Annotated in this window: 7 protein-coding genes; 4 read left to right on the plus strand and 3 right to left on the minus strand. The window is 63.8% G+C overall.

Features of this window, described 5'->3' with window-relative positions; all coding sequences use genetic code 11:
* Positions 1-172 precede the first annotated feature (172 nt).
* Positions 173-451, plus strand: coding sequence for a hypothetical protein (locus tag JGU71_RS29310; protein WP_233530272.1), 279 nt, complete (start codon positions 173-175; stop codon positions 449-451).
* Between the two features lie 28 nt (positions 452-479).
* Here JGU71_RS29310 and JGU71_RS29315 read toward each other — a convergent pair whose 3' ends face one another.
* A complete protein-coding gene (locus JGU71_RS29315; RefSeq protein ID WP_199708677.1) occupies positions 480-980 on the minus strand; it encodes a hypothetical protein in 501 nt (166 codons plus the stop codon).
* A 596-nt stretch (positions 981-1,576) separates the two neighbouring features.
* Between JGU71_RS29315 and mobF the strand changes: the two genes are divergently transcribed.
* Positions 1,577-7,510, plus strand: a complete 5,934-nt coding sequence (gene mobF, locus JGU71_RS29320) for a MobF family relaxase (RefSeq protein ID WP_199708678.1) — start codon at positions 1,577-1,579, stop codon at positions 7,508-7,510.
* Between the two features lie 254 nt (positions 7,511-7,764).
* The gene (locus JGU71_RS29325) at positions 7,765-8,511 is read left to right on the plus strand and encodes a hypothetical protein (protein ID WP_199708679.1); all 747 of its coding nucleotides are present in this window, start codon (positions 7,765-7,767) and stop codon (positions 8,509-8,511) included.
* 100 nt (positions 8,512-8,611) lie between these two features.
* On the opposite strand, the gene JGU71_RS29330 is transcribed toward JGU71_RS29325, so the two are convergent.
* Positions 8,612-9,070: a hypothetical protein gene (locus JGU71_RS29330; protein ID WP_199708680.1), complete on the minus strand. Its 459-nt coding sequence runs from the start codon at positions 9,068-9,070 to the stop codon at positions 8,612-8,614.
* Positions 9,071-9,143: 73 nt separating this feature from the next.
* On the opposite strand from JGU71_RS29330, the gene JGU71_RS29335 reads away from it, so the two are divergent.
* Positions 9,144-9,347 carry a hypothetical protein gene (locus JGU71_RS29335; protein ID WP_199708681.1) on the plus strand — a complete coding sequence of 68 codons (204 nt, stop codon included), beginning with the start codon at positions 9,144-9,146 and terminating at the stop codon, positions 9,345-9,347.
* Positions 9,348-9,357: 10 nt separating this feature from the next.
* On the opposite strand, the gene JGU71_RS29340 is transcribed toward JGU71_RS29335, so the two are convergent.
* On the minus strand, positions 9,358-12,694 hold a 3,337-nt coding region (locus JGU71_RS29340), incomplete at its 5' end, for a helicase-like domain-containing protein (protein ID WP_372433262.1).

Consider the following 12,694-nt stretch of genomic DNA (forward strand, 5'->3'; position numbering starts at 1 on the left):
TAGGCAACCATCCGCTCACGTGCAAACAAAGCTGACACGCCGCCGCTCCCACGACGTCAAAGACACTGTGAGAGAGGTGAAGATTAGACGAACTCTTCGAGCAGATGTGTGTCCTCGGCCGGGAACGTCGCGATGCGAAGACCCGTCTCGACGCCGCTACGCAGGCATTGTCATGAGTGTTCAGCCTGACAAAGGCGACATGCTTGGTGCGCTGTCACTGACGGCGCAGCACAACCCGACCGGAGCGGACAGGACTCCCGCAATGAGCACCCTCACCGAGGAGGATCTCGATGTCGGCGGACATGCGCAACGGCTACGCGAATCCGGCACGCCGTGGACCGCAATCGGGATCGAGCTGGGGTGCACCAGCGACACTGCTCGACGATTGGCCAATGCCTATGTAACCCTTGCCAACGAACGAGCCCGCAAAGATCAAATCTCCTTGTTCTGATGCGCTAGCGCCCCGGGCGCGAGGACGTCTACAGAAGCGGGCTGAGTGGATCGCTGGTCAGGAAGTAGTCGATGCTACGAAGCTGCAGCGTCGCGTATACGCAGAACTGTGGGACGGCGTAGCCCCGCAACCGCAGAGGGCTGGCCTCGCCGTCGAACTGGAACGTCATAGTCCATCGCGTCGGTTCCGGATAAAACGCGGTGACGCGCTCCCAATCGAAGCGAAGAATATCTCCGCCGCGCAGCGTTGCGATCAGACCGTCGGTCGTGACCAGCACGTCGACGCTCTGCTGCACATTCCATGCCGGCGGATAACCGTCCTCGATTGCTATATACCGCGCGTAGTTTGTCGGCAGGTGCAAGTGCACATGTTCGTCACGACGGAGCACGATCGGACCTGGGTCAAGCGAGTCCAAGGCCGGACCGTCGCAACGCAGGGTCCGGTATAGAGCGCGAGCGACTTGCCAGTAGTGCGCGGCGACGGGCTCGCTTGCCGCCACCGATTGTCGAGTCGCCTTGTTCACCTCCATAGGTTTGGACGATAGATGCTCGCACTGACACAAACGGCGGCGATCGCGTAGTGCCGCCGCCCGCCTGGAGGCGGAGCGAGTACACGAGGCCGACATGTCGGCAAGGTGCCAGCGACCGAGCTCCGACTCGCTAGTCACACTTACCCAACTGCTCGGCTGGGGTCCCCCCGGCTCGTGTCGGCAAAGATTGCATCACCGCATCGCAGAGCTTGTCCGACCTACTCACGCGCCAGCGGCACCTGCAGTGCAGGCGCGCATGCCATCCGATAGACGTCACCAGCCCGATTTCTTCGGACGTCACAGTCCATTCCAGCTCGCAATTGTAAATCTGGACCAACCGGAACTACTGTTCTAATTGGACCAATATACATTTGCCTGGCAACCGACAGCGTGCGAACGACACCTATCGAACTCAAATCAATCAACCCACTGGAACAACAAATCCTTGTCCCTAAAAGTTCTGTCCCCCAGCCCCGCGCCGTACCGTCCGAGCCAACTACATCGCGACCCCAACCAATAATCGTCAAACCCATATTTCACCTTCACACCTCTTGCATTAAGGATAACGAAAAGATAACGTCCGCTATTCTGAGAATGTGACAGCGACGCTTCACAAACTCACCGCCGGCGATGGCTACACGTATTACGTGAAGTCCGTTGCAGCGATGGACAGCACCGAGAAGGGCCGGAGCTCGCTGTCCGACTATTACTCGGCGAAGGGAGAGTCGCCGGGGCGGTGGCTAGGCAACGGGCTCGCCGCGTTTGACTCGATCGACATCGGCGATCCGGTCACTGAAGCACAGATGAAGGCACTCTACGGCGAGGGCCTGCATCCTGATGCAGACAAGATCCGGAGGCAGACACTCGCCGACCAGGTCGCCAAGGGTGCCGACAGCAAGGCCGCCAAACGTGCGGCGGAGGCATCCGCTCGGATCGGCGCTCGGTATCGGATCTACCACGGCAGCACCAAATTTCGACAGACTGTTGCGGAACGCTTCGTTGACTTCAACGTCGCCAACGGCGAGAAAGGCCTCGCGGCGATTCCAGACGAGGAACGCGCAAGGATCCGGACCGACGTCGCGACAGAGATGTTCACTGCCGAATACGAACGCGCTCCACTGGACGAGCGCGAGCTGTCTGGATGGACTGCTCGAAACTCGCGCAACCGGACGACCGCTGTCGCCGGGTTCGACGGTTGCTGCTCCCCCGTCAAATCAGTATCTGCACTGTGGGCAGTTGCGCCGCGATCGATTGCGAAAGAAATAGAGAAGTGTCACGAGGCTGCCGTGGCTGATTATCTAAGTTTTCTCGAAAAGGTCGCTGGATACACCCGCCTGGGCACCGACGGAGTGCAGCAGGTCGAGACGAATGGATTGACAGCGACAGCATTCACGCACCGCGATTCACGGGCTGGCGACCCCGATTTGCACACCCACGTCGTGATCAGCAACAAAGTCCGTGCCCGGACCGCGGATGGCAGTTGGCGGTGGCTGGCTCTGGATGCACGAATGCTCTACAAATGGGCAGTCTGCGCATCCGAGCACTACAACACGCGCCTCGAAGCACACCTTCGAAACCGACTCGGCCTGCACTTCGCCGAACGACCGTCGGTCCAGAATGAAAAGCGCCCAATACGAGAAATAGTCGGTGTTGACTCTCGCCTCATCGAACGCTGGTCGGCTCGAAGCGCCGCCATCACCAAACGCACTGGCGCGCTCGCCAAAAGCTTCCAAGCCGACCACGGCCGAGAGCCAACACCCCACGAGATGTTTGCGCTCGCCGAACGCGCCACCTTGGAGACCCGCCAGGCCAAGCACGAGCCGCGGACCGAAGCGGAGCAGCGCGCCACGTGGCGCCACGAAGCCATCGCGGCTGTCGGTGGCGCCCATGCACTATCTGAAATGGTGCATCGAGCGCGCCACCCCAATCGCGGCCCCAGCGCTGAACTCGACGATCGATGGATATCCACCTCGGCAAAGGCGCTCATCTCGCGAGTGGCAACAAGCCGCGCCACATGGCAGGAGGCGCATGTGAGAGCGGAAGCGGAGCGGATCGTCCGCGCAGCAAACGCGGACCCCGAACACGGACAACGAATAGCCGACCAGCTGGTGCTCGCAGCACTGAGCATCCGTCGCTCCATCCCTCGTCGTCTACCCGATCAGTTCGACGAGCCAGCACCGTTGCGACGTCTCGACGGAACCAGCGTCTACACCACTGCGCGCAGTCAGCTCTACACATCAGCCGCCGTCATCGCCGCCGAAGAACGCCTCATCGCCGCCGCACACCAACCCGGCGGTCATCAGATCCCTGACTCCACCGTCGCGGTCGCCCTGCTCGAATACGCCGCCAACAACAACGGTCGCTCCCTCAACGCCGGCCAAGCCGAACTCGTACGCCGCATGGCCACCTCCGGTGCACGACTGCAAGTGGCGATCGCCCCCGCAGGCACCGGCAAAACCACCGCCATGAAAGTCCTCGCCCGCGCCTGGCAGAGCGAAGGCGGCACCATCATCGGCCTGGCACCGACCGGCGCCGCCGCCGGAGTACTGCGCGAAGAAATCGACACCACCACCGACACCATCGACAAAATGACCCACGTCCTCGCCCAAATGGAAAAGGCCGGACGCACCGGAAAGCCCGTGCAGATCCCGCACTGGATGCGTGAGATCGACGACAAAACACTCGTCATCATCGACGAAGCCGCCATGGCCGGCACCGAAAACCTCGACGCCGCAGTGCGGTTCATTCTGTGGCGAGGTGGCAGTGTCCGCATGATCGGCGACGACAAACAGAAGTCCTCGATCGCTGCCGGCGGTGTCATCCGCGACATCGCCGAATCGGCCGGGGCGATCACACTCACCCAAGTCATGCGGTTCACCGATCCCGCCGAAGGCAACGCCAGTCTCGCCCTACGCGACGGCGATCCGGCAGCGATCGCCTTCTACATCGACAACCAACGCGTCCACGTCGGCGACATCGAAACCGTCAAGAACACGCTCTACACAGCCTGGTCACGAGACCGCGCCGCCGGTCTCGACTCGGTGATGATGGCACCCACCCGCGAACTCGTCGCCGACCTGAACCTGCGTGCCCGCACCGACCGCATCGCCGCCCTCCCCGATAGCCGCGTCGGTGCGGTGGTCGCGCTGGCCGACGGGCTCCCCGCCTCCGTCGGTGACGTCGTCTTGACCCGCAACAACGATCGTCGACTACCCATCTCGCGCACCGACTACGTCCGCAACGGCTACCGCTGGACGATCAACGCCATTCACGACGACGGTTCCCTCGACGTCACTCATCTGCGTAGCCGCCGCCGGGTTCGTCTGCCCGCGAGTTATGTCCGCGAGTACGCCGAACTCGGTTACGCCTCCACCGCCAGCTCCGCCCAAGGCATCACTGCCGACACCTCGCACACACTGGAGGACGGCAGTAGCAGCCGCGAAGATCTCTACGTCCCGCTGACCCGAGGGAAGCGCCGCAACGACGCCTACGTCTCCACCGCCACTGATGGCGACGTCCACAAAGCGCTGCATCCGGAAGTACTCAACCCGCTCACCGCCGTCGACGCTCTGACCGGCATTCTCGCTCGATCCAGTGCGCAGGTGTCGGCGACCACCGCACAGCGTGAGCTCGACGATCCGCGTGGTCGACTCGCTCACGCCGCCGCGGCGTACACCGATGCGGTCGGCTCCGCGGCCGAAGCCGCGATCGGTGCCGACGCCCTGGCGGTCATCGATGCCGGAGCCGAAAACACGTGGACCGGGCTCACCGACTCCGCCGCCTGGCCGACACTGCGTAAGCACCTGGCGACCCTCGCCGTCGACGGTCGCGACGCCGTCGACGACCTGCACACGGCGGCGCATTCCCCGAAACTCAACCGCATCTACGGTGCGCTCGACACCGCGGCCGACGTTGCCGCCGTCCTGGATTGGCGACTCGACGAGACCGGCGCACACTCCAGCGGGACCGGCCCATTGCCCTGGCAACGCGGGATCCCGACAACCCTGCAACAGTCGCCGACGTGGGGCGCGTATCTGTCGGCGCGCAGCGAACTCGTGACCGCTCTCGCCGAGCAGGTCCGCACCGCAGCCAGCGACTGGTCGCTGTCGGATGCACCGCTATGGGCACGTCCGATCGTGGGCGAGCACCCCGCCCTGCTGCGCGATCTCGCCGTATGGCGTGCGGCGATGCGTGTCGACGACACCGACCGCCGACCCACCGGACCGGACCGCTACGCCGTCGTCGAATCGCGCTATCAACGTCGCCTCGACGGCCGCGCCACCCGAGCGATCGGCGACCCCAACAGTGCCGCCGCGCTGTGGGCACCGCTGGTCGACAAGCTCGATCCGCGGATCCGGCTCGATCCGTTCTGGCCGGTGCTCGCCGACAAACTCAGCCTCGCCAAACATGCCGGACTCGACGTGCACGCCCTCGTCGGCACCTGCATCGACGAGCGGCCCCTGCCCGACGAACTCGCCGCCGCTGCCCTGTGGTGGCGGATGTCGCGCACCCTGCAACCCGAGGTCGTCGCCGACATCGAATCCGGTGACCTCGCGGCACGACACCCCGACTGGCTGCCGACGCTGCACACGGTGGTGCCGGAGTACTCCGACCGCATCATCGCCGATCCGGGATTCGCTCGACTCGTCGCTGTCATCGACTCCGCCGACCCCGCCGAGTGGACCCCCACCCAGCTGCTGACCGTCGCGCGCGAATCGATCCTCGCCGCCCAATACGACGACCCGATCCGCGCCGATCAGGTCGCCACCGCCATGACCTGGCGCATCGAAACACTGCTCACCGCGCCCCGGTTCGGCAACGTGCCGCTGCCCGCCGAGCCGGTCGACGTCGAGTCCGCTCCCCCGGATCCGGCGGATGCGGACTTCGGCGTCGAGCTGCTCGACGGCGAGGCCCTGCCGGAAAGGGTTGTCATCGGCGATGACGTTTACCTCGACCCATTACTCGTCCTCGAACCACCGGCCGATGAGCTGGATCGGTTCGACGACGAGCTCGAGCTGGACAGCGATCGCGCACTATCGGCCTTTGTCGATGACCTTGGTGTCGACATCACGGAATGGGCACCGTTCCCTGAGGTCGAACTCCCTTACCCCGACCTGTCGATCGGCGATCGGATCGACCAGCTCGGCGCGGATCTTGCGGCCGCCGAACATCATGTGGCGCGATTGTGGTCGGCGTTTCACACCGGAACCAGTGAGCACGTCGCCGCGACCGAACCGATGGTTCTCGAGCTCGCCTACCGCGCCGACGCGCAACGGCCCTACCGGATCGACGCTCTCGACGCACACGAAAGGTGGGTCGAAGCCGACCTCGCCGCGTCCGCCGCCGAGGACGCCGTCGCCACCCTGCGACGCGACGCCACGACTGCACGCGCTGCCGGCGACGACACCACCGCAGCATCGCTGGAACTCGACGCGAGCCTGCAAGAAATGGAAGCCCAGTACTACCGTGCGGCGGCAGACTCCGCACGTACTGACGCCGATGCCGCCCAAGTCGCACTCGAAGCGTTCGCCGGCGGCCGCGGTGTTGTCACCCGCGACGACGTGGAGCAAGCACGCCTACTTGCTCAAGAACTCGACCTCGACGTCGTGCACCAGGCCCGCTTCGTCGCCGAACGAATCGCGGCACAGTTGGACCGCGCCGAAATGGCCGGAGCCCGTGAACTCGCGGCCGCCGGCACCCTCCGTGCAGCAGATGCCACGTTCCGCGCCCTCGCCGTACGGCTCGAACGCCGCGACTACGCTGCAGCGTTCGCCACTGCCGCCGCGTCGGATCCGTTGCGGATGCTCACCGACACCGAACTCGCCGCCAGCATCGACGGAGTCCGTCGACGCCTGTCCCGCGACGACTATGACCTGATCGGTTGGAAACGTCCCGAGAGCGAAGCGGAAGCCTCCGAGGCCGCCGCCAACCTGAACCATCAGACCGCGGCAATCACAGGCGCTCGCACCGCTGCCAGCGTGGAAGCTGCAGCCGAAAATGCGCTGCGTGAGGCGTATGCCCAGGCAGCTAAACTGCGTCATCAACTGGAAAGAACTCCTGCAATTCGAGTCGGCGCACGCTCCAAACTCACCGCCGAACTCGCAGACGCGGACCGAGTACGCGAACAACGAGTACGCGAACACCAACAAGCGCAGACCGAGACCATCGCGGCATCCACCCGAGCGGCCGACGCCGGCGCACACCCGTCGGACTGGAACCGTATCGAGGCACAAGCCCAGAACGCGGACGTCCAGGCGACCGAGCGCGCAGCCGGGGCCGCCGCCGCCGCAGCCAAGGACGAGCGCGAACACATGCGCGAACGAATCACCGACGAACGCCGTGCAGCAACAACGAAGTTGGACACACTTCTCGCCGAACAAGCTCGACGAGAGGCACAGACGGCGACCGAACGGCGAATCGAAGACCGTGTACGAGAACGCGAAGCACGGGACCAAGACCACCGCCCGACGAACGTACCGCGGCCCGATCTCGACCCTGCCCTCGGACACGAGATCGGCCGCGACCTGTGACGCGTCCGTCCGTGTGCACCTCCCCATCCCGAGCCTCCCCAGTAAGGCGGGTTGGCGCTGATCCGTGAGACCAAGGCCTGATGCTCGTCGTGACGCGCGTGGGCCTCCCCGCGCAATCGTCGACGGCTTCACAGGACCCCGACATAAAAGCGCCCCCAGGCTGCGCAAACGCTGCCTGGGGGTGGGCTCTATGTTATGCGAGGTGCCTTTCGGTCCCCGCTTCTAGATGCAAGCGTAGTCAGAGAGGACGGTCTATGCAACAAAAGTCGGTTATGGCGGTTGTCTCACATCTCTCACGTCCGCGGTTCGATACGTATCTTGCGGTCGCCGGAAGTGATCGGGCTGCACTCGAGCTGTACCGCTGGAACGTCGAGATGGCCGGGGCGCTGCAAGAATCATTGGGTGTGGTCGAGGTGATGCTACGCAATGCGATCGATCGGGAACTGAAACTGTGGAACCCTCAGCAGCCTTCGCCGACTGGGTCTGCTGCATTCGCGGCAAACTGGGTAGAACGCCCAGCTCCTCCGCTGCATAAAATCCTCAATCCGCCGGCACGAGGCCGAGGCCGCCCGGCGCACTCGACTTTTGCCACCGCAAAGAAGCGCGCCCAATCTGATTGCGATCTACGCTCACCCGGTCATCCCCGGCACAGATTCCCCGTCAGCCACGATGATGTCGTCGCTCACATTACGTTCGGAACTTGGGTGAAGCTGCTTCCCAAGAAGACCTCCGGCAGCGCGGTGAGTGGGCAGCAGAAGCTCTGGACCGACGCACTGCACGCGGCATTCCCTCATAATCCGTCGCCGCTGGTCGTGCATTTTTGGGTCAATCGCCTTCATCAGCTGCGAAACCGTGTGGCGCACCTGGAGCCGCTCATCCTCACCGATGTGCGGTCTTATCATCTGACGGCTGCTCGGTTACTCGGTGCGATCGAGCCTGGACTCCGCGATTGGTACGCCGGCACGAGTCGTGTGCCGGTTGTGTTGGCTGCCAAACCGTAGCGAGGCGTCCACGCTTCCTATGTTTTACAACCAGCCAGCCCGCGCCGTCAGTCGCCGGCTGGCTCTATATCCCCTTGTCAGATCTTCGTACTTCGGCGGCTCAGTACACGTCGAGTCCAACCGAATCCGCGAAGAACCCGTGACCGGCGCTGTTGCTGCAACGAAGGCCGGACGCACGCGATCCGCAGACGATCGTCGCGGAGGGATCGTCGAAGCTGGTTCGAATAGTGATCCGCGAGTTCACCGGCAGCTCGGCATCTTTGAATGTTCCGTCCGGGCCGGGCCCGAGTGGCATGTTGAAAACCTTGTCCAGCGTCCGACACGTGGTCGGTGCTTGGGTCTGTAATTCAGACGCTGTGCGCCAGCCAACCGCCGTATAGGGCATCGCAGTGTCACTACCAGCACATACCGGCATCGTGCTTGATGCGTGATGTGCGGGTGCGGTCAGGACGCAGCCACCCATGACCGGGTTGAAGTTGCACGCGACCCGGCCGGATTGGTCGACGAAATGCGTGCCGAACGCCTGCCCGGTGTAGAAGTTCGCGTCCACATCGGCCAAGGGCGTCTCCTGTCCTGGAGGCGGCGACGATGCGGTGGACACCGTCGCGGTAGCTGTGGTCGTGGGAGCGAGAGTGGACGAAGGAACTTGTGTGTTCGGCGCGGCGGTCTCGGTGTCGGTCGACGAGCCGCACCCGGCCAATGCGGTCATCATGCAGCAGGCGAGCAGCGCAGCTGCAGACGTGTGTTGGATCGTTCGGATCTTCATGTTGGATTTCCTCCCCGGTGAAAACACGTGGTCGACGATCAGCGTTGCATGGGCATTTCCGAGGATCTGACATCGTGATGTCACAGGTCCGGATCTGCGCCGTAGTCAGTGTTCTTGGTGAGTCCGACATCGTCGTTCGGATTTGTCTGCGGGTGCGCCGTCGTGGTGTGCCGCCGCGGACGTGTCGATGCAGGCGGAGCGGTCATGGCAGTCAGCTGAGCAGCGGACTGGTTTCGCCGCCCGGTCGGCGATTCGGTGACCGTCTGCAGATGCAGGTCGCGCTGAGCCTCCATTTCGCGGGTGGCCATCATCTCCCGTACTGCGTCGGCGTCCTCGAATCCGAGGTCTTCGACCAGTGCCGGTGTCGGGTTGAGCAGCAGACTCCACCCGTCTTCGCGCCCTTTCTTTTCCAGTCGTTGGGTGCGAGCGAGGTTGCGGGCCAACGCTTCCGGACTGTTCTCCGCATCTCGCAGCTCGCGCCGCAGCACATGCAGTTCGGTACAGAGGTCCTGCAGCTGCACGGCGTCCGGAAAATCGCTCATAGTGGTGTTCTCGAGGATGGCCAGCCGTCGCCGGTCCTCGGTGAGGGTGTATTCGAGGCGTGCGAGTTCCGCGCCGGCGTCGTCGACCATGTTCTCGACGCGGGTCATGATGCCCGACGCCCGAGCCGCCCGACCCTGCTCCGACGTCGCAGAGCTGATCGGCGTATACAGCTCGTTCGGATCGAATGCGCGGTTGGCGATCGGCAACGATTCGAAGCGGACGAACAGTTCGCTCGATGTCATCGACCGCACCACTTCGACGGTATGTCCGGCGATCTCGGCGACCGGCAGTGATTCGTGTAAACCTTTGCCTTTCAACGCTCCCCACGCCTCACGCAGCGACATCTGCAACGCCGCCGACGCCTCGGAACGTTTGCTGAATCGGCGGCTGCTGATCGTCATGTCGAACCCGTCGCGGTCACGCCACGCCTGCAACGCCGGCGCTGCGGCCGTGAGCAGCTGCAATCGTTTCTCCGACAACGGAACCCGCACCCGGAGCCGGTCACGGTCGCGTTCGATGCTGCGTTGCTCGGCGAAATGGGCGTCGGCTTGGGCTTGCAAGTCCTGGACGTGGGAGTCGAGCTCCACTTGCCGAATATAGCGTTGATCCCCGGTCGCGAGAGCCTTTGTCAGCGCGGCGTTCTCGGCGACGGAATCGGCGTCGAGGTTCGGCACCCGACGCATCGACCGGTCGGCGCGGCGGAGTTGTTCGATGTAGTGCGCCTTCTTGTGCACGGTCTGCCACATCACCGTGTCGTAGGTGCGTTCGGCGACGATGTTGAGCACTCGCACCTGCTCGTTCTGGTTGCCTTGGCGGATGATGCGACCTTCGCGTTGCTCCAGATCCGCCGGGCGCCAGGGCACGTCGATGTGTATCAACGCCACCGCCCGGCCCTGCACATTCGTTCCTGTACCCATTTTCTCGGTCGATCCGAGCAGCACCGAGACGCGTCCGTTGGTGCAGTCGGCGAACAGCTGCGCTTTCTGCGACGGTTTCGGGTAGTCGTGCACGAACCGGATCGAGTGCGGATCCATCCCGCCGGCGACGAGGCGATCCTTGATCTCCTGATACACCGACCACTCCCCCGGCTTCGGGGTGCCGCGATCGCAGAACCCGATCTGCAGCCCGCCCGGCGTCGGAGACATCTCGCCGAACTTGTCGCGATACCGATTGTCTTTCGTGGCGTTCCAGATCTCCAACATCTTCTGCGACACGACCGCAGCGCGGGTGGTGCCGTCGACACGGAACTCTTTCGCGGTCAGGTGCAGGTGCGCCGCCCGCGGATCCAGCGATGCTTTGCGGCCGTGATCGGCAATGACGAGGGTGTTGTCGATGTCGGGCCGGGACGGATCACCGTTGTCGGCGCGCCAGCCGAGGTCGGCGATGAAGTCGAGCACTTCCTGCGGTGGGGTGAACACTGCGACTTCGTTGGTGCCGGTGTTCTTTTCCGGCAACGGAACCGGGACTCGTTCGCGGCCGACGAAGTCGGTGAACACACTGTTGATGGCGACCAGATCGCCCACGTTGGTGTATTCGCCCACCCGGGTCACCGGGCGTAGTCGACTGCCGGAACTGTTGAGTTCCACCCGTTCCACGGTTTCGGTGAACGCGGCTCCCCATTCGTCGAGGTCGGAGACTTCGGCGTCGGCGAGCAGATCCGGTCGCAAATAGGTTTGCATGACCCATAGTTCGGCGAGGGAGTTGGCGACCGGTGTGCCGGTGGCGAAGGTGGCGACCCGTTCGACGTATTCGTCGTCGCCGATCCCGGCGGCGACCGCCTGGGCGCGGCGTTGATCGCGCAGATGAGTCAGTTTCATCTGCAGATCGAGTGCTTGATCGGAACCTGGGCAGGCGAGTTCTTGGATGTGGGAGGCGCGGACGAGGTTTTTGAAGTTGTGCGCCTCGTCGATGAACAGGTAGTCACAGCCGGAGGATTCGAAATTCAGTCCGGTGTCGCGTTTTTCGTCGTCGAGGGCTTCGGTGAGTTTGGCTTCCAGTGTGGCCTTGGCCTTTTCGATCGCTTTGACACTGTCGTCGTGTTCGGCGTCGAAAGCGTTGAGCTTGTCGAGCCGGATCTGAATGAACTCCGCCTTCGTCGACGGCGCGACACCGACCCGGACGAACACCGACATCGGCACGATCACCATGTCCCAGTCTTGGGACGCCGATTGGGCGACGAACAGTCTCCGCATGTCGGCATCGGTCGCGGCCGCACCGGAGAGCACCTTCGCACCGGGATACCAGCGCAACGCTTCGCTCGTCACTTGGTCGACGATGTGGTTGGGCACCACGATCCACGGCTTCGCTGCCAGTCCGAGTCGTTTGAGTTCCATCGCACCCATGAACATGGTGCCGCTCTTGCCGGCCCCGACGACATGATCGAGCAGCACCGACGGTTCGCTGACGATGCGGGCGACCGCATTGCGTTGATAGTCATAGGGTTTGAAGGAGGACCCCAACCCGGGAAAGACGCGTGCGGATCCGTCGTAGGACGGTGCGACGACGGAGTTGAACAGCTCGTTGTAGCGGTCGAGCAACCGTTCGGTGCGGTCGGTATCGGTGTGCAGTGCCCACTGACCGAACTCTTGGGACAGCCGCTGTGCGCGGGCCTGAGCGGCACGCGTGGCCGCATCGTGCAGCCCGTCACCACCGGTGGCGTCGCGATATTGCTTGGACTTGGTGATCTCGATCGGCTTGCTGTTGAGCAGATCGGTCAGCACGTCTCGCCAGCCGTAGGCACCTTTGCGAATCCCGGCGTCGTAGCAGCCGCGGGCCTGGGCGTCGGCGTGCTCGAAGTTGAACCGCGTCGCCGACGGGTAGGCCTTGGGGACCAGGCCCCATTTCATGTCCTGCTCGGCGCTGGCCGGGTAGTAC

Source organism: Antrihabitans stalagmiti (assembly GCF_016482825.1).
GTDB classification, from domain to species: domain Bacteria; phylum Actinomycetota; class Actinomycetes; order Mycobacteriales; family Mycobacteriaceae; genus Antrihabitans; species Antrihabitans stalagmiti.

Bases quoted from the DNA above. Each gene is read 5' to 3' on its own strand.
- JGU71_RS29310 (WP_233530272.1), top strand. From the start codon at position 173: ATGAGTGTTCAGCCTGACAAAGGCGACATGCTTGGTGCGCTGTCACTG.
- JGU71_RS29315 (WP_199708677.1), bottom strand. From the start codon at position 980: ATGGAGGTGAACAAGGCGACTCGACAATCGGTGGCGGCAAGCGAGCCC.
- JGU71_RS29325 (WP_199708679.1), top strand. From the start codon at position 7,765: ATGCAACAAAAGTCGGTTATGGCGGTTGTCTCACATCTCTCACGTCCG.